The sequence below is a fragment of the Pseudomonas sp. SDO5532_S415 genome (assembly GCF_054071155.1).
Map to the genome: position 1 here is coordinate 34272 of NZ_JBSVWS010000008.1, position 16294 is coordinate 50565.

The 16294-nt window shown below is 60.6% G+C and carries 18 protein-coding genes; 8 read left to right on the forward strand and 10 right to left on the reverse strand.

Going from position 1 to position 16294, the window contains the following annotated elements:
• Positions 1-58 precede the first annotated feature (58 nt).
• Positions 59-274 carry a hypothetical protein gene (locus ACW9HW_RS04740; protein ID WP_095194154.1) on the forward strand — a complete coding sequence of 72 codons (216 nt, stop codon included), beginning with the start codon at positions 59-61 and terminating at the stop codon, positions 272-274.
• An 80-nt stretch (positions 275-354) separates the two neighbouring features.
• Here ACW9HW_RS04740 and ACW9HW_RS04745 read toward each other — a convergent pair whose 3' ends face one another.
• The 5 genes from ACW9HW_RS04745 to ACW9HW_RS04765 all read right to left on the reverse strand — a co-directional run bounded on the left by ACW9HW_RS04745 (position 355) and on the right by ACW9HW_RS04765 (position 3987).
• Positions 355-846, reverse strand: a complete 492-nt coding sequence (locus ACW9HW_RS04745; RefSeq protein WP_095194352.1) for a GNAT family N-acetyltransferase — start codon at positions 844-846, stop codon at positions 355-357.
• A gap of 266 nt (positions 847-1112) precedes the next feature.
• Complete coding sequence (locus tag ACW9HW_RS04750) at positions 1113-1694, reverse strand: DinB family protein (RefSeq protein ID WP_095194153.1); 582 nt, start codon at positions 1692-1694, stop codon at positions 1113-1115.
• Between the two features lie 34 nt (positions 1695-1728).
• Positions 1729-2847, reverse strand: coding sequence for a cell division protein ZapE (gene zapE, locus ACW9HW_RS04755; RefSeq protein WP_457398705.1), 1119 nt, complete (start codon positions 2845-2847; stop codon positions 1729-1731).
• Between the two features lie 30 nt (positions 2848-2877).
• Entirely contained in the window at positions 2878-3219 is a 342-nt protein-coding gene (locus tag ACW9HW_RS04760; RefSeq protein ID WP_095194151.1) for a nuclear transport factor 2 family protein, read from the reverse strand.
• A 51-nt stretch (positions 3220-3270) separates the two neighbouring features.
• Entirely contained in the window at positions 3271-3987 is a 717-nt protein-coding gene (locus ACW9HW_RS04765) for a helix-turn-helix transcriptional regulator (protein ID WP_095194150.1), read from the reverse strand.
• Between the two features lie 339 nt (positions 3988-4326).
• Here ACW9HW_RS04765 and ACW9HW_RS04770 point away from each other — a divergent pair, with 339 nt between their 5' ends.
• Positions 4327-5379, forward strand: a complete 1053-nt coding sequence (locus ACW9HW_RS04770; RefSeq protein ID WP_095194149.1) for an aldo/keto reductase — start codon at positions 4327-4329, stop codon at positions 5377-5379.
• A gap of 163 nt (positions 5380-5542) precedes the next feature.
• Here the strand turns inward: ACW9HW_RS04770 and speB are convergent, their stop codons facing one another.
• Together speB and ACW9HW_RS04780 are read right to left on the reverse strand one after the other, a co-directional pair.
• Positions 5543-6502, reverse strand: coding sequence for an agmatinase (gene speB / locus ACW9HW_RS04775; RefSeq protein ID WP_095194148.1), 960 nt, complete (start codon positions 6500-6502; stop codon positions 5543-5545).
• A gap of 13 nt (positions 6503-6515) precedes the next feature.
• Positions 6516-7607 carry a polyamine ABC transporter substrate-binding protein gene (locus ACW9HW_RS04780; RefSeq protein ID WP_457398709.1) on the reverse strand — a complete coding sequence of 364 codons (1092 nt, stop codon included), beginning with the start codon at positions 7605-7607 and terminating at the stop codon, positions 6516-6518.
• A 101-nt stretch (positions 7608-7708) separates the two neighbouring features.
• Between ACW9HW_RS04780 and ACW9HW_RS04785 the strand changes: the two genes are divergently transcribed.
• The 3 genes from ACW9HW_RS04785 (at position 7709) to ACW9HW_RS04795 (ending at position 11092) form a co-directional block, all read left to right on the forward strand.
• Positions 7709-8611 carry a LysR family transcriptional regulator gene (locus ACW9HW_RS04785; RefSeq protein WP_457398712.1) on the forward strand — a complete coding sequence of 301 codons (903 nt, stop codon included), beginning with the start codon at positions 7709-7711 and terminating at the stop codon, positions 8609-8611.
• Between the two features lie 232 nt (positions 8612-8843).
• Entirely contained in the window at positions 8844-10316 is a 1473-nt protein-coding gene (locus ACW9HW_RS04790) for a nucleobase:cation symporter-2 family protein (protein ID WP_457398715.1), read from the forward strand.
• Between the two features lie 230 nt (positions 10317-10546).
• Positions 10547-11092 carry a GNAT family N-acetyltransferase gene (locus tag ACW9HW_RS04795; protein WP_457398718.1) on the forward strand — a complete coding sequence of 182 codons (546 nt, stop codon included), beginning with the start codon at positions 10547-10549 and terminating at the stop codon, positions 11090-11092.
• Between the two features lie 135 nt (positions 11093-11227).
• On the opposite strand, the gene ACW9HW_RS04800 is transcribed toward ACW9HW_RS04795, so the two are convergent.
• Entirely contained in the window at positions 11228-12151 is a 924-nt protein-coding gene (locus ACW9HW_RS04800; protein WP_457398721.1) for a carbon-nitrogen hydrolase family protein, read from the reverse strand.
• A gap of 208 nt (positions 12152-12359) precedes the next feature.
• On the opposite strand from ACW9HW_RS04800, the gene ACW9HW_RS04805 reads away from it, so the two are divergent.
• Both ACW9HW_RS04805 and ACW9HW_RS04810 read left to right on the forward strand, forming a co-directional pair.
• Positions 12360-13304, forward strand: a complete 945-nt coding sequence (locus tag ACW9HW_RS04805; RefSeq protein WP_457398722.1) for a SphA family protein — start codon at positions 12360-12362, stop codon at positions 13302-13304.
• A gap of 43 nt (positions 13305-13347) precedes the next feature.
• The gene (locus ACW9HW_RS04810; RefSeq protein ID WP_457398724.1) at positions 13348-14256 is read left to right on the forward strand and encodes a LysR family transcriptional regulator; all 909 of its coding nucleotides are present in this window, start codon (positions 13348-13350) and stop codon (positions 14254-14256) included.
• 3 nt (positions 14257-14259) lie between these two features.
• On the opposite strand, the gene ACW9HW_RS04815 is transcribed toward ACW9HW_RS04810, so the two are convergent.
• Positions 14260-14514 carry a hypothetical protein gene (locus ACW9HW_RS04815; protein ID WP_077044866.1) on the reverse strand — a complete coding sequence of 85 codons (255 nt, stop codon included), beginning with the start codon at positions 14512-14514 and terminating at the stop codon, positions 14260-14262.
• 163 nt (positions 14515-14677) lie between these two features.
• Here ACW9HW_RS04815 and ACW9HW_RS04820 point away from each other — a divergent pair, with 163 nt between their 5' ends.
• Positions 14678-14995, forward strand: coding sequence for a DUF883 family protein (locus ACW9HW_RS04820; RefSeq protein WP_457398726.1), 318 nt, complete (start codon positions 14678-14680; stop codon positions 14993-14995).
• 139 nt (positions 14996-15134) lie between these two features.
• Here ACW9HW_RS04820 and ACW9HW_RS04825 read toward each other — a convergent pair whose 3' ends face one another.
• Positions 15135-16178, reverse strand: a complete 1044-nt coding sequence (locus ACW9HW_RS04825) for an Ldh family oxidoreductase (protein WP_095194139.1) — start codon at positions 16176-16178, stop codon at positions 15135-15137.
• Positions 16179-16294: the final 116 nt, after the last annotated feature.

Sequence of the window (16294 nt, forward strand, 5' to 3'; positions counted from 1 at the left end):
TTTGATCTGTTGACTCATGGACGAAAGGCATCCGACATCTGTAAGTGGGAGGCACACCATGAAACGTACTACGCTGATTCTCGCTGTCCTCACAACACTAGGCTCCGCCGGCGCCTTTGCCGAAGGTGGCGCTGAACGCATGAGGTACTACTACGAGACGCTGCGCTATAACCAGCAAGTGGCGCTGGGCAACATCACACCAAGCCAGGCCAGTGAACTGCGGGTCCCGGACGATCAAACGGCACAAATGACCGAGTCCTATAGACCGAAATGATTGTTACACCTCTGACTGCTTGCTCTTCAGTCAGAGAAAACCGTTGGGCGTCCTGATGGACGCCCTTTTTTATGCGCGGATCAAAGTGATTTGATCCAGAACATCATGCGCCCGTGCGCCGGGTCGAACTCGCCCGGGGCGAAGCCGAACTTGCCGTAGGAGGCTTGCGCCACTGCATTGCCTTCCAGCACTTCCAGGGTAATTCTGCAGCAGCCACGCTGACGGGCAATGTCCTCGACCTTTTGCAGCATTCGCTGGCTCAGGCCCAGTCCGCGAAACTTCGGCACCACGGCCACATCGTGCACATTGACCAATGGCCGGCAGGCAAAGGTCGAGAAGCCTTCAAAGCAATTGACCAATCCGGCCGGCTCGCCGCCGACAAAGGCCAGTACGCTGAATGCGTGGGGACGCTTGGCCAACTCGCCTGGCAGCTGTTCCAGCACGTCATCGGTTAGAGAGTGTCCGCCGCCCATCGGGTCCTGGGCGTAGCTGTTCAACACCAGGCCGATGGCCTCGGCATGTACCGGGTTGGTGTAACTGGCTTGCAGCACAAGTATTTCCGCGAAATCCATTTCCATCCTCGATCACATTCAATTTGGCCCCAGTGCGCAGATCGCCCTGGAAGGCCTGGCGACGATATCGCGGGCGTGTCCGTTTGAAAATCAAAAGATCGCAGCCTTCGGCAAGTGGATCCTTCGCGATATTGGAACGTCCTTGTACTCCTGTGGGAGCGAGCCAGCTCGCGAAGGAGGTCAACAACCATCTGCTTTTTGTCCGAATGACCGCGTTGCCCAGCCGCTTTTCGCGAGCAGGCTCGCTCCCACAGGGACATGCACCTTTAATGCCCCCAGATCAAGGCTTCGGTCCATCCCAGCTCGGCAAAATCCTCAGCCCGCAGGTGCGATTCGCCCGCACAGAAAAACTCGTCCAGTTGCGGCGGTTTCACCGATGTGCCGCTGAGCATGGCGTGCACCTGTCCCCGGTGATGGATCTGGTGCTCGAACAGGTGCGACAGCAGACGCAAGCGGCTGTCATGTTGCGGCGTGTCCCGGGCGATGGTCACCACCTTGCCCAGATCGGCATCGCGCATCTGCTCACAGTAGGCAATTAACCGCCGGTCGACATGAGCCTGCTCCCGCTTGAGATCCAGGGCCTGGGTGAACGGCTCGTCGTCCTTGAAAAACAGGTAGCAGTCGGGGTGTGGATCAGCGCCGCGCAACTCGCGCTCAAGCGCATCCACGTAAAACCAGTCGCAGGTCAGGATGTGGTTGAGGGTGGCGCGGATGCTTGGAAAGAAGCTGACACGCGGGGCAACCAGATCACCGGGGCTCAACTGACACCAGGCCTTGGCCAGTCGATGATTGGCCCAGGCGTTCTGATAAGCCATGGTCAGCAAATGGTGGGACAGAGGCTGGTTCATGCTGAAACCTCCTGAATCTCATATCTCCCAAGCCTTAGACTTGTGCGAAACGCTCCAGCTGCATTTCCTGCAGGCGGCTGAGGGTACGGCGGAACGGGAATTCCAGGTAGCCCTCGGTGTAGAGCGAATCCATCGGCACCTGCGCTTCGAGGTACAGCGGTACCTTGCGGTCGTAGCACTCGTCCACCAGGGCAATGAAACGCCGCACGCCGTCGTCATGCACCGATAACTGCGGCAATTCGCGATCCCCGGCTTCCACCCGCACGGCGCCGTCCTCAGTACCCCGGGCGATGCGTCCGGCGCGTTTTTGCGCGCTCAGGTTGGGGACGTCACTCAACAGGATAACGCTGAAGGTGTCGCACAGGGCCATGAAATCCATCGCGGCAAACGGCTGTTCACACAGATCGGCGTAACGACACCAGAGCACTGTTTTGCTTGCCTGCACCACCTCGAGCGAACGGTAACCGACCTTGACCGGTTCGCTGGACACCGCTTGGCCGACGGTCAACAGCCTGAACACATCGTCCAATGCGCTGGGCTGTCCGGGCGTGGCGACCCAGTAACGTTGCAAGCCTTGCCCCGGGTGCAGACGATGATCTTCGCCACCGTCCACCGCAATCACCTGCATGTGCTGCTTGATCGCAGCGATGGCGGGCAGGAAACGGTCGCGGTTGAAGCCGTCGGCGTATAACCCATCAGGCGGCAGATTGGAGGTGCAGACCACCACCACGCCCTGCTCGAACATCACCTGAAACAAGCGCCCGAGAATGATCGCGTCACCGATGTCATTGACGAACAATTCATCGAAGCACAGCACCCGCACTTCTTCGCTCAACTCGCGGGCCAGCGCTTTCAACGGGTCGGCGGTGCCGGTGAGCTGAAACGAGCGCTGATGCACCCAGCCCATGAAATGGTGAAAGTGCTGGCGCCGGGCCGGAACCTGCAAATGCTGGTAAAACTGGTCCATCAACCAGGTTTTACCGCGCCCGACCGGGCCCCAGAGGTAAACGCCAGCGATCGGCTTGCGGCCTTCATGCAGCGCTTCATGACACTTCTGCAAAGCCCAGACGGCATGTTCCTGGGCTTCGTCCTGGACGAAGCCCTTTTGTTCGATGGCGTACTGCCAGGCGCTGAGGGGGGAGTCGACATTCATGCGCGGCAGTATGCCACCCGCGCACGATGACTACAGTGAAATGTCCAGCCGGGCAATCTTGCCCTGCTCATTCAGGCGAAACATGTAGCGCAGTTCCAGGGGGCTGCCGGGAAACGTGCCGGAGATCAGGCCATTGACCAGCACCTTGCCGGTACGCTGTTGCACCTCCAGTACTTCGACCCGAGGCTGGTAGCGTTGGCCGGTGTCCTGCATCCATTGGGCGATGGCTTGGGTGCCGATCCGGTGCTGGCCCTCATCGAACACATTGGCATCTTCGGCGAAGAAACTGCCGACCCGCGAGGTGTCGCGGGCATTGGCGGCGGCAATGTAGGCGGCGATGGCGGGCGCCAGTGCAGAGGCGGGATTGGACATGTTGCGGCTCCTTGTTTGTTGGTTCTGGAGCCATGCTAAAACAGGACGCTGTCAATTCTTGTCAGGAGTGAAACGCCCGGATTCATCCAGTTGCATTTGCTTGCGCCAGGTCCGCAACAGGTCACTGCGCCGCCCCGGGTAGCGCTCGCCCAGCTCACTCGCCTGCGATATCCGGTCGGTGCGAAAAGTCCGATAAGCACTGCGCAACTCACACCAGGCCACGATGATCCGCACCTCGTTAAGAAACCCCAATGCCAATGGCCAGATCAGCCGTTGACTGGGCACTTGTTGGGCGTCGGCATAATCGATGTGCAGCTTGGACTGATCACGAATGGCCTGGCGAAACACATTCAACGGCACCGCATTGGGTGCGAAACCATACCCCGGCGGTCCCGGCATCACGGTCGGGTTGCGTAACGCGTCCAGCGCTTCCGGTGCGAGTACCGCGGCAATCTTGGCCAGCGCATCGGCCGCCGCTTTGCTCAGCACTTCATCCCCCCGCTGATCCACATAGCGCAGCCCCAAAACAATGGCTTCGGTTTCGTCGGCATTGAGCATCAACGGCGGCAGGAACAAACCGCTGCGCAGTACGTAACCAATCCCCGCCTCACCGTAGATCGGTGCGCCCAGCGCGGTAAGTTCGGCGATGTCGCGGTACAGCGTGCGTTCAGAGATATCCAGTTCGCCAGCAAGCGTGGCCGCCGTCACTGGACGGCTCTTGCCGCGAAGCACTTGCAACAACGTCAGTAAACGGGTGGTTCGCGACACGATTGGCAGGTCCTGTCCAGAGAGTCGAGGGAGCTTAGCAGAGGCCCCTGTCAGAAACTGTCAGCAGCAAGGTGGAAAAACCACATGCCTGAGCAAAGCTTGCTCCTGCAGTGGATCGGGTACATCTGCAAAAGCCAGGTCGGCTGTCAGGCCGCCTTCGCGAGCAGGCTCGCTCCCACAGGGGAATGAGCGCGACGCAAAAGCCATCATCGCGAGCAAGCTTTGCACCGACAGGCGGAACAAGGGAAAAGGAGCTTGACGCTGAATATTGCCGGGACCATATTAAATAGATGTTGTTAATAATCTATATTCACCTCGACGTACCTTCAGGAGTCTCCCATGCATTACAAAGTGTTTGGCCGTAAAACCGGCTTGCGGGTTTCCGAGCTGGCGTTGGGCGCCGGCAATTTCGGCACCGGCTGGGGCCATGGTGCCGAACGTGATGAAGCCAAGGGCATTTTCGACGGTTATCTGGAGGCTGGCGGCAACTTCATCGACACCGCCAACGGCTACCAGGGTGGCCAGTCCGAAGCCATGCTCAGCGAGTTCATCGCCCCGGAGCGGGATCATCTGGTCATCGCCAGTAAATACACCTTGGGGACTACACCGGCAGCCGGCATTTCCCACACCGGCAACAATCGCAAGAACATGGTTCGCGCCGTGGAAGAAAGCCTGAAGCGCCTGAAAACCGATCATCTCGATCTGTTCTGGGCGCACATGAGCGATGGCGTGACGCCGATGGAAGAGATCCTGCGTGGTTTCGACGATCTGGTACGGGCCGGCAAGATCCATTACGCCGGGCTGTCGAATTTCCCGGCGTGGCGCATCGCCCGTGCCGATCTGCTGGCCGAGGTACGCGGTTTTGCGCCGATTGCCGCGATTCAGGTCGAATACAGCCTGGCCGAGCGTACCGCGGAGCGCGAGCAACTGCCGATGGCCGAGGCGTTGGGCCTGGCCGCCACCCTCTGGTCGCCGCTGGGTGGCGGCTTCCTCACCGGCAAGTACCGCAACTCCCAGGGCGATAACCGCGCCACTAAACTCGGGATGTTGGTTCACGCCGAGAAAGGCGCCCGGGAAACCGCCCTGCTCGACACCCTGCTGGCGGTCGCCGCAGAACTGGCGGCCAGCCCGACCCACGTGGCCATCGCCTGGTTGCGCGAACAAGCCAGACGCTCGACCACCACACTGATTCCGATTCTCGGCTCACGCACTCGCGAACAACTGGACGCCACCCTGGGGGCGTTGAACGTGCAGTTGAATGCCGATCAACTGGCGCGGCTCGATGGCGTCAGCGAGGTGGCTAAAGGTGTGCCCCATGAATCGATCAGCGGTTCCTTTGCACGGTTCAGTGGCGGCGTGACCCTCGACCTGCCGAAAATCCCGGTGGCCTAAAAAAGCTTCGCGGGCAAGCCCGCTCCCACAGGATTTTTTGCAGAACCTGTGGGAGCGAGCCTGCTCGCGAAGAGGCCGTGTCAGCCAACATCTACATCAATTGACACACCACTTTCGTCGGAACGCCGCCCGGAGCCGGCTCGCTCCCACAATGGTTTGTGTTTTACCGGTCAACCTTATGCTTGGCCGCATAAAGGCACAGCATTTCCATCGCCAACGTCGCCGCCGCCAACGAGGTGATTTCCGCACTGTCATAAGCCGGCGCCACTTCCACCACGTCCATGCCCACCAGGTTGATCCCGCGTAGACCGCCGAGGATCTCCAGCGCCTGCACCGTGCTCAAGCCGCCACACACCGGCGTTCCGGTGCCCGGAGCATAGGCCGGGTCAAGACAGTCGATATCGAACGTCAGGTACACCGGGTGATCGCCGACCCGCGCCCGAATGACTTCGACAATCGCATCAACGCCACGTCGATGCACCTGCCGCGCATCCAGCACCTCGAAGCCCTGATGATTGTCGTTGGTGGTGCGCAAACCGATCTGCACCGAACGCGACGCATCGACCAGGCCTTCCCTGGCGGCGTGCCAGAACATGGTGCCGTGGTCGATGCGCTTGCCCTCTTCGTCCGGCCAGGTATCGCTGTGTGCATCAAAGTGGATCAGCGACAGCGGACCGTGCTTGCGGGCGTGAGCCTTGAGCAGCGGATAGGTGATGAAGTGATCACCGCCGAACGTCAGCATCGCACTGCCCGCGTTGAGGATGTGTTCGGCGTGGGCTTCGATGCTTTCCGGGGTCGACTGCGGCGAACCGTAATCGAAGTCGCAATCACCGAAGTCGACGACCGCCAGATGATCGAACGGATCGAAGGTCCATGGCCAGTGGCGCTCCCAGGCAATTCCGGTGGACGCGGCGCGAATTCCCCGCGGCCCGAAGCGCGCGCCGGGGCGGTTGCTGGTGGCGGTGTCGAACGGCACGCCGCTGACTGCCACGTCGACGCCGCGCAAATCGCGGCTGTAGCGGCGACGCATGAAACTGGTGATGCCGGCGTAAGTGCTTTCGGCGGCGGTGCCATACAGGCTGTCGCGGGTCATGGCCTGATCGTTTTGCATCGGGACGTCCATCTCGGGTTCCTTATTATTGGCGGCTACGAAAAGCGGTCCACATGCGAGTGCGCTGGCGCATGTCCTTGAGGCTCATGCTGCGATCGGCGTACAGCCGCTCGCGAACCTCATGCGGCGGGTAGATGTCCGGGTCGGTGCGCACCGCCTCATCCACCAACGGCGTCGCGGCCTGGTTGGCGGTGGCAAAGAACAGGGTGTTGGTCAGCGCCGCGACCGATTCCGGACGCAACATGAACTCGATGAACTGGCGCGCCGCTTCGGGGTGTGGCGCGTCCTTGGGAATCGCCAGGTTGTCCTGCCACACGAGGGTGCCTTCCTTGGGAATCCGGTAGGCGATTTCGTAGGGCTTGCCGGCCTTGCGTGCCTGATCGGCGGCCATGCTCGCATCGCCGTTGTAAGCCAACGCCAGGCAGACACTGCCATTGGCCAGATCATTGATCTGCCGCCCGCTGGCCACGTACAGCACCGAAGGCTGCAGCTTATGCAACAGCGCCTGGGCCGCTTCGAGATCGTCCTTGCTGGTGCTGTAGGGATCCTTGCCCAGATAGTGCAACGCCAGGCCGATCACTTCCTGGGGCGAGTCGATGATCGCAATGCCGCAGTCCTTGAGCTGGCTGGCGTATTCGGGTTTGAACAACAGATCCAGGCTGTTGAGCGGCACGTTCGGCAAGCGTTTCTGTACCGCCTCGACATTCATCCCCAACCCCAGGGTGCCCCAGGTGTAAGGCACGCCATAGCGATTACCGGGGTCCACCGCCGCCAGTTTTTCCAGCAAATCCGGATCAAGGTTGGCGTAGCCCTTCAGACCTTCGTGGGGAATGGCTTTCAATGCGCCAGCCGCCAGGCCACGCGCCAATACGCTGGACGACGGCACCACGACGTCATAGCCGCTGCCGCCGGTGAGCAGTTTGGTTTCCAGCACTTCCGGCGCGTCGAAGGTGTCGTAGCGCACATGAATGCCGGTTTCCTGTTCGAAACGCTGCAGGGTTTCAGGGGCGACGTAATCGGCCCAACTGTAGAGATTGACAACGTTGTCCTCGGCCTGGGCCACTGCGGCCATGGCAAGGAACAGCGCGGGGACACACATCTTGAACACGGTAGCCATGACGAACACCTGACCGGAGGAAGTGGTTGCAGGATGCGTCGTCGGATACATTGATAAAATATAAAGATTATTAACCTGACATTACCCAGGAGTAATGTTTGATGCTCGGTCAACTCCACGATCTGGATCTGCACCTGTTGCGCCTGTTTGTCAGCGTGGTGGAGTGTGGCGGCTTCAGCGCGGCCCAGGGTGAACTGGGCCTGAGCCAGTCCAGCATCAGCCAGCAAATGGCCAAACTGGAAACCCGCCTCGGCTATCGGTTGTGCAGCCGTGGCAAGGGCGGATTCAGCATCACGCCCAAGGGTGAACAACTGCTCAGTGCGACCCGAGGACTGTTCGAATCCATCGAAGCATTCCGTCACCAATCCAACGGCGTGGCCGGGCGCTTGATCGGCGAAGTGCGCCTGGGCTTGTCCGAAGCCCTGGACCCATCGGTGTTGCAACAGGTGGCCGAAGCGATCCGGCGTTTTCGCGAACGCGACGAATCGGTGCGCATTGAATTGATGAGCGCCATGCCTGGCGAAATGGAGCGTTTGCTGCTGCAACAGCGGCTGGACCTGGCCATCGGCTATTTCTCCCAGGTGCAAAGTGCTTTTGACTATCGCGAGCTGTTTACCGAAACCCAGCACCTGTACTGCGCGGCGGGCCATCTGCTGTTCAACAACGACGCGCCGGATGACCTGGCGCTGCAAGCTTGCGACCGGGTCGATCACCCTTACCGCTTCCTGCGTAGCGACGAGCCATTCCAGGGCAAGCTGTGCTCGGCGCGGTCGGAACAAGTCGAAGGCACCCTCGCCTTCATTCTGTCCGGCAAGCATGTCGGCTATCTGCCTGAGCACTTTGCTCGTCACTGGGAAGACAAGGGGCTGCTGCGGGTGGTACGCCGCGAAGGCATGAGCTTCGACGTAGCGTTTCACCTGGCCCGGCACCGGGCGCAGGTGCCGGGGGATGCGCAGAAGGCGTTCGAGGAAGACTTGTTGGCGGCGTTTGCGGCGTCCGTCTGATCTTTACTGCATTCTGTGGCGAGGGAGCTTGCTCCCGTTGGGCTGCGAAGCGGCCCTAAAATCGGCTAGCGCGGTATTTCAGTCAAACCTCATGTACCGGATTTACGACTGCTGCGCAGCCGAGCGGGAGCAAGCTCCCTCGCCACAGGGTTGGTGGTAAACCCGAGTTTCTGTTTCAGACTCTTTCTGGCATCCTGCGCCTCCATTTTCTGACCCGGCCCACCCCTGGACCATGAACGCCTCTGAAAAACTCCCTGCCCCACGCCACAATGACCTGATCTATGGCCTCGACGACCGCCCGCATCTGACCGCCACCGTGTTCGCCGCCCTGCAACATGTGCTTGCCAGTTTCGTCGGCATCATCACGCCGACGCTGATCATGGGCAGCGCCCTGGGCCTGCAAAGCGAGATTCCCTACCTGATCAGCATGGCGCTGTTCGTCTCGGGCCTGGGCACTTTCGTGCAGGCGCGACGCTTCGGTCCGATCGGTTCCGGCCTGCTGTGCCTGCAAGGCACCAGTTTCTCGTTCATCAGCGTGATCCTCAGTGCCGGTTTCATGGTCAAGGCCCGGGGTGGCGGCACCGATGAAATCCTCTCGACGATCTTCGGCGTGTGCTTCTTCGCCGCGTTCATCGAAGTGGTATTGAGCCAGTTCATCGGTAAGTTGCGCATGCTGATCACCCCGGTGGTGACCGGCACAATCATCACGCTGATGGGATTGTCGCTGATCAAGGTCGCCATGACCGATATTGCCGGCGGTTTCGGCGCCACCGACCTCGGCGCGGCCAGCCACCTGGGCTTGGCGGCGCTGGTGCTCGGGACCATCGTGGTGTTGAATCGGGTGGACGTACCCTTCCTGCGTCTGGGCGCGATTGTCATCGGCCTGACCCTCGGCTATGTCGTCGCCTGGCTGCTGGGCCACGTCGATTTCGCCAGCCTGCCCGCCGTACCGCTGATGAGCGTACCGGTGCCGTTCAAGTACGGTTTCTCCTTCGATTGGGTGGCGTTCGTGCCGGTGGCGGTGATTTTCCTGGTGTCGCCACTGGAAGCGGCCGGCGACCTGACCGCCAACTCGATGATCTCCCGGCAGCCGGTCAAAGGCCCGCTCTACATCCGCCGGATCAAGTCCGGGCTGTTGGCCGACGGTCTCAACTCGGCCATGGCCGCCGTGTTCAACAGCATGCCGATGGTGACTTTCGCCCAGAACAACGGCGTGATCCAGTTGACTGGCGTAGCCAGCCGTTACGTGGCGTTTTTCATTGCCGGGCTGCTGGTGGTACTGGGGCTGTTCCCGATGATCGGCGCGGTGCTGCAACTGATGCCCAAGCCGGTACTCGGTGGCGCCGAACTGGTGATGTTCGGCACCGTGGCCGTGGCCGGCATCAAGATCCTGGCCGAAGCGGGCCTGCATCGACGCAACATGCTGATCGTGGCGATTTCCATCGGCATGGGCCTGGGTGTGGCGGCCGTGCCGGAAGTCTTGCGCGAGCTGCCCAAGGCATTGCACAACATCTTCGAATCGCCAATCACTGTCGGCGCGCTGTGCGCGATCCTGTTGAATATCTTCCTGCCCGAGGAATTCATCGAGCTGGAAGAAGATGACTTTGATCCGGAAGCCTCGATCCTGCAGGTCATGGAAAACCCGGATGTCCCGGCCAAGGGTGAATCCGCTACAGCTGCGGTTGTCGCAAGGTTGAACAGTTAGATAAATGCTCGAGTCCTGCAGGAGCAAAGAATCGTTCACACATCCAATGTGGGAGCGAGCCTGCTCGCGAAGAGGTGGACACATCCGACATTGATGTCGACTGTTACACGGTCTTCGCGAGCAGGCTCGCTCCCACAGAGGTTATGCGGGGGGCTTGTTCGGCACGATGTGATTGGTGGACAGTAGCAAGCCGATAGCCGCTACATCTGAACCAGGGAGCTGCGAAGAACATGGACGCCACACCTGCCCTTTACACCGAACGCTTGATCCTGCGCCCGCTGGAGCTGGCCGATGCCGAGGCCATCCAGCAACAGTTCCCGCACTGGGAAGTGGTGCGTTACCTCAACGCCCTTGTGCCGTGGCCCTATCCCGCCGACGGTGCGCTCACCTACCTGCGCGACAATGCCCTGCCGGCAATTGCCCGTGGCGAGGAATGGCACTGGACGATTCGCTTGAAATCGGCACCCGGGCAGTTGATCGGCAACATCAGCCTGATGAACGAACAGGACAACAACCGAGGTTTCTGGCTTGCTCCAAAGTGGCAGGGTCAGGGCTTGATGACCGAAGCCAGTGAAGCAGTCACTGCCTACTGGTTCGAAACCCTGGGACAAGACGTCCTGCGGGTACCGAAAGCGGTGCCGAACATGGGTTCGCGCAAACTCTCGGAGCGCACCGGTATGCGTTTGATCGGCACCGATGAGGGCGATTTTGTCGGCGGGCGATTTGCCAAAGAGATCTGGGAAATCACCCGGCAAGAGTGGCTACAGCGGCGCTAGCGAACGCTTGCAGGAGCAAAGGGCCGTTCACACCCATCCACTGTGGGAGCGAGCCTGCTCGCGAAGAGGTCGGCACACTCAACATTAATGTCGAATGTTGCGCCGCCTTCGCGAGCAGGCTCGCTCCCACAAGGGTTACGAGGTGAAACGGACACCCGGTTTAGCCCGCTCATCCACCGTCAACTCAAACACATCCGGGCGCGCGTAATGTCCGACCACGTCGTAATCGTACCGGGCGCGGATCAAGTCATCGGTGTCGATTGGCGCCGTGATCAAACCGGCCTCGCCACGCAATGGCCCGGCCAGGATGTCGCCCGTGGGACCTACGATCACGCTGCCGCCGGCAATTAACGGTCGATCCGCCGGCCAGTTCGCCACTTCAATACCCAAGGCCTGCGGCGAGTCCTGAACCTGACAGGCGCTGACCACGAAGCAGCGGCCTTCATGGGCGATATGGCGCATGCTGATCTGCCACATCTCCCGCTCGTCCACCGTCGGCGCGCACCAGACTTCCACCCCTTTGGCATACATCGCGGTGCGTAGCAGCGGCATCATGTTTTCCCAGCACACCACCGCGCCGATCCGCCCGACCTGACTGTCGATCACCGGCAGGGTCGAGCCATCGCCCTTGCCCCAGATCAGCCGCTCCGTGCCGGTCGGCATCAGCTTGCGATGCTTGCCTGCCAGCCCCGCCTGCGGGTCGAAATACAACGCGGTGCAATACAACGTGCTACCCGCCCGCTCGATGACGCCGATGACCAGATTCGCACCCGTGCGCGCAGCCAGGCCGGCCAGCGCTTCGGTTTCTGCGCCGGGGACATCGATGGCATTGGCAAAATATCGGGCAAAGGCCTCGCGTCCTTCCGGCAGCCGATAACCCAACTGCGTACCAAAACCCTCGCCCTTGGGGTAGCCACCGAGCAGCGCCTCGGGCATCACCACCAGGGTGGCGCCGGATTCGATAATCGCGTGTTCATAGGACAGGATCTGTTCCAGAGTCTGTGCCTTGCCGCCGGGCAAGGCTCCGATTTGCAGGGCGGCAACAATTGACTTGGGCATTGAGAAAGCTCCATTGGCGTCTGGTGTTGCTCATTTTCAAGCGCCACGGGGCCATGAATAAAGCCCCATTCATTGCTGAATGATATGAACCAGATAAATATCGACGACTCCGTGAAAAACGGATCGCCTGGTCAATGATTCTTCGAACACCGGCTACTCTCTACTTCGCTGTGGCAAAACACAGCGGTATCGGGATTCGAGGATCAGGATGAATAAAACCAAAAGACACCTGCTGGGCCTGGCGACCTTGTTGCCAGCCGTCCTTGCCCAGGCCGATGACGGCGGCATCAGTTTCTGGTTGCCAGGCCAGTTCGGCGCACTGGCCGCGGCGCCTACCGAACCCGGCTGGAGCCTGCCGCTGATTTACTATCACCTCAGCGCCGAAGATGACGCCAACAAAGGCATTCCACGCGGTGGACGAACCACCTTTGGTCTTGATGCCAAAGCAGATCTGTTGTTCGCCTTCCCGACCTATACCTTTGCCGAACCTTTGCTCGGCGCCCAGGCCGCCATTGCGTTGGGCGCCGCGGTCGCTCGCTCCGAAGCCAATGTCGATGTAACGCTGACGGGGCCACGGGGCCGTACCTTTTCCGGCGGCACGGACGACAGTTTGAAGGGGGCCAGCGATCTCTATTTATTGGGCACCCTGAAATGGAACCAGGGCGTTCACAATTTCATGGTCTACAGCATGGGCAATATTCCGGTCGGTGCCTACGACCCGGACAGGCTGGTCAACATCGGCCTGGGTCATGCGTCTCTGGATGCGGGGGGCGGCTACACCTGGTTTGACAAGAAGAACGAGTTCTCCGCCGTAGCCGGCATGACCTACAACTGGGAAAACACCGACACCGACTATCAGAACGGCATCGATGCACACCTGGACTTGAGTGCCTCGCACTTCATTACCGACCAGACCCACCTGGGCCTCGTCGGCTACGTTTTCCATCAGGTCACGGGCGACAGCGGAAGCGGTGCCGTGTTGGGTGATTTCAAGTCCAAAGTCAGTGCCATCGGCCCTCAGGCCGGACACTTCTTCAAGGTGGGGAAAACGCTCTGGTACACCAACCTCAAGGGCTACTACGAGTTCGACGCGAAGAATCGGCCGGAGGGCTGGAACGCGTGGCTTACCCTGGTGGTTCCCCTATCCGAGTGACTTCCACATATCATGAACAGTGCTCCACTCACTGCTTAATGATATGAACCCAATGAATATCACCAACATCGATCTCAACCTGCTCAAAGTCTTCGAGGCGTTGCACGAGGAATCCAGCGCCAGCCGTGCCGCACTGCGCCTGGGTGTAACGCAGTCGGCCGTCAGCGCGGCCCTGCGTCGGTTGCGCGAGGTGTATGGCGATCAACTGTTCGTACGCACCGGTCGTGGCCTGTCGCCAACGCTCCAGGCCAATCAACTCAAGCCGGTGGTCAGCGATGCCCTGAACAAATGCCGCCAGAGTCTGGCAATGGTCGACCCCGGCGCCAGCCATTACGACGGCCGCTCCGTGACCGTGGGCATGTCGGATGATTTCGAGGTTGCCTACGGCCGGCGATTGATCGAAGAAGTCGCCCGCCGCGCGCCGAAGCTGCGCCTGATCTTCCGCCAGACACACAGCCAGATCGTTGCCCAGGCCCTGATGGAGCGCAGCATCGACCTGGCGATCACCGCTGGCGGGTTTGCCGAACGCCTGCTCAGTCGCCAGGTGTTGGGTGAAGGGGGTTACGCGTGTCTGGTGGATCCGCAGAGCCTGGGCGCAGACCAGCAAAACATCAGTCTTGAGGAGTTCGTTGCCCGCGAACACATCCTGGTGTCGTCGGGAGGTTTCATCGGCATCACCGACGAAGGACTCGCGGCGTTGGGCATGAGTCGACGCGTCTGTGCCTCGACCACCCATTTTGCGGCGTTGCCGTACCTGCTCAAGGACAGTCAGGCGGTGGCCACCATTCCGACCCACGCGGCCCAAGGCATCGCGACGTTAAGCGGACTGGTACTGCTGCCCTGCCCCCTTGCGTTGCCTCGCTACCCGATCGAACTGGGCTGGCGCACCAGCGCCCAGCTCGACCCGGTGGTGTTAAAGGTGCGCGAGGCGATCGTCGCGAGCTTTACGTAAGCGTTACTTGTTGGCGGCCATCAGGCGATTGACTTCGCTGCGCACCATGTTCGAGAACTCCGGTGGCGACATACCGTCGAGTTCGGCGCGGACCCACTCGGCCCATTTGCCTTTGCGTTTGGCGCGCTCACCAAACAACCGGGCGGCTTCGCCCTTGGCTTTGCCCAGGTTGTTTTGCCAGAGTTCGAACAGACGGGATTTTTCATCTTCAAGCGCAGCGCGCTCGGCAAGGGATTTGTCGGCCAGATTGAAGCTCATGGGAATTTCCTGCTGCGTAAATAGGCGACATCTTACACTGTAGGAAGAATCGTCCTGAGCAGGATTTGCATCCGGATCGAGTCTGCGCGCAAAGTCGCTGCAACTTTTTCAATCGCAGCGCACTCCATTGTTCACTGTCCACTCACCTGCAAGGAGTACTTCAATGGCCCGCAAAACCGCCGCCCAAGCCACCGAAGACCAAATCAAGGATCAAGCCTTCAGCGAGCTTCAGGCTCTGATCGAAGAGTCGGAAAAACTGCTCAAAAGCAGCGCCTCACTGGTGGGTGAGGAAGCAGAGACACTGCGAGGGCAAATCGCCCTGAAACTCCAGCAGGCCCGGGACTCGGTGACCAGCGTGCGTAACCGGACACTGCCCGCGGTCGAAGCCACCGAAACCTACATCGGCGGTCATCCCTGGCAAACCGTGGCGGTTTCCGCCGGTTTCGGTCTGGTGGTGGGGTTGCTGCTGGCCCGCCGGTAAACAGCACACGCAAAATTCAGAATTGGATTGCAATCCCCCTGTGGGAGCGAGCCTGCTCGCGAAGACGGCGTATCAGTCGACATCAATGGTGCCTGACACACCGCTTTCGCGAGCAAGCCCGCTCCCACATTGATTGCGTTTAACTCAAACCAGCCAGTTCCCGCAGATTCGCCAGCGTCTGCGCATCCAGCGCAATGCCATTGTCCTGCGATTTGGCACGTTGATAATGGCGTCGATCCCCCGGCAATCGTTTCAATCCCACGCCATGCATCTGCCGCACCAGCTCCTGGCTGCGCTCGGCAAAGCTCTGCCCGGCGGCCTTGCTCGGGTCGATGACGATCAGCAACTGACCGGTCCACGGCGTCTTGGCGCCGGGGTGATTTTTCCAGTCGAACTCGAAAGAAAAATTGCCCCCGGTCAACGCTGCGGCCAACAGCTCGACCATCATCGACAACGCCGAGCCCTTGTGCCCGCCGAACGGCAGCAACGCGCCGCCTTCGAGAATCGCTTTCGGATCCTGGGTCGGCTGACCGAGGCCGTCCACGCCCATGCCCGGTGGCAAGCGCTCGCCCTTGCGTGCGGCAATCTGCACATCGCCATGGGCAATGGCGCTGGTGGCCAGATCGAACACAATCGGCTCGCCGTCGGCACGAGGCGCGGCAAAGGCGATGGGGTTGGTGCCGAACAACGGGCGGTCGGCGCCGTGGGGCACCACACAGGTCATGCTATTGACCACACTGAGCGCCACCAGTCCTTCATAGGCGAACGGTTCGACGTCCGGCCACAGCGCAGCGAAATGGTGCGAGTTGCGGATGGCCAGCACCGCGATGCCGGCACTGCGGGCCTTTTCCACCAGCAAGGCACGTGCCGCCGCGAGCGCCGGTTGCGCAAAGCCGTTGCCGGCATCGACCCGCACAAACCCCGAAGCCACATCCTCGACCAGCGGAACGGCCTTGCCATTCACCCATCCGCTCTGCAACGTCGATACATACCCGGGCATGCGAAACACCCCGTGACTGTGGGCACCGTCGCGCTCGGCGCCGGCACAATTTTCGGCCAACACCCGAGCGACGTCGGCCGAAGTGCCGTGACGCAGGAATATCTTCTCAAGCAATGCTGTCAGCTCGGCGAGGGACAGTTTTTGCGAGACATCAGTAGACACATGATCGAGTGGTGCAGACATCTGAAGCTCCAGACTAATTATTGGAGGGAACAACAGCATAGGTAGACCGCCGATTAACAACGCGCGGCGAGCGACCTGTCAACCCTTCGCTTGCGCCTGTTTGCACAAACACCGGT

Coding starts and splice junctions, on each gene's coding strand:
- ACW9HW_RS04770 (WP_095194149.1), top strand. CDS start 4,327: ATGCATTACAAAGTGTTTGGCCGTAAAACCGGCTTGCGGGTTTCCGAG.
- ACW9HW_RS04785 (WP_457398712.1), top strand. CDS start 7,709: ATGCTCGGTCAACTCCACGATCTGGATCTGCACCTGTTGCGCCTGTTT.
- ACW9HW_RS04780 (WP_457398709.1), bottom strand. CDS start 7,607: ATGGCTACCGTGTTCAAGATGTGTGTCCCCGCGCTGTTCCTTGCCATG.
- ACW9HW_RS04825 (WP_095194139.1), bottom strand. CDS start 16,178: ATGTCTGCACCACTCGATCATGTGTCTACTGATGTCTCGCAAAAACTG.
- ACW9HW_RS04810 (WP_457398724.1), top strand. CDS start 13,348: ATGAACCCAATGAATATCACCAACATCGATCTCAACCTGCTCAAAGTC.
- ACW9HW_RS04740 (WP_095194154.1), top strand. CDS start 59: ATGAAACGTACTACGCTGATTCTCGCTGTCCTCACAACACTAGGCTCC.
- ACW9HW_RS04805 (WP_457398722.1), top strand. CDS start 12,360: ATGAATAAAACCAAAAGACACCTGCTGGGCCTGGCGACCTTGTTGCCA.
- ACW9HW_RS04795 (WP_457398718.1), top strand. CDS start 10,547: ATGGACGCCACACCTGCCCTTTACACCGAACGCTTGATCCTGCGCCCG.
- zapE (WP_457398705.1), bottom strand. CDS start 2,847: ATGAATGTCGACTCCCCCCTCAGCGCCTGGCAGTACGCCATCGAACAA.
- ACW9HW_RS04750 (WP_095194153.1), bottom strand. CDS start 1,694: ATGAACCAGCCTCTGTCCCACCATTTGCTGACCATGGCTTATCAGAAC.
- ACW9HW_RS04745 (WP_095194352.1), bottom strand. CDS start 846: ATGGATTTCGCGGAAATACTTGTGCTGCAAGCCAGTTACACCAACCCG.
- ACW9HW_RS04815 (WP_077044866.1), bottom strand. CDS start 14,514: ATGAGCTTCAATCTGGCCGACAAATCCCTTGCCGAGCGCGCTGCGCTT.
- ACW9HW_RS04760 (WP_095194151.1), bottom strand. CDS start 3,219: ATGTCCAATCCCGCCTCTGCACTGGCGCCCGCCATCGCCGCCTACATT.
- ACW9HW_RS04800 (WP_457398721.1), bottom strand. CDS start 12,151: ATGCCCAAGTCAATTGTTGCCGCCCTGCAAATCGGAGCCTTGCCCGGC.
- speB (WP_095194148.1), bottom strand. CDS start 6,502: ATGGACGTCCCGATGCAAAACGATCAGGCCATGACCCGCGACAGCCTG.
- ACW9HW_RS04820 (WP_457398726.1), top strand. CDS start 14,678: ATGGCCCGCAAAACCGCCGCCCAAGCCACCGAAGACCAAATCAAGGAT.
- ACW9HW_RS04790 (WP_457398715.1), top strand. CDS start 8,844: ATGAACGCCTCTGAAAAACTCCCTGCCCCACGCCACAATGACCTGATC.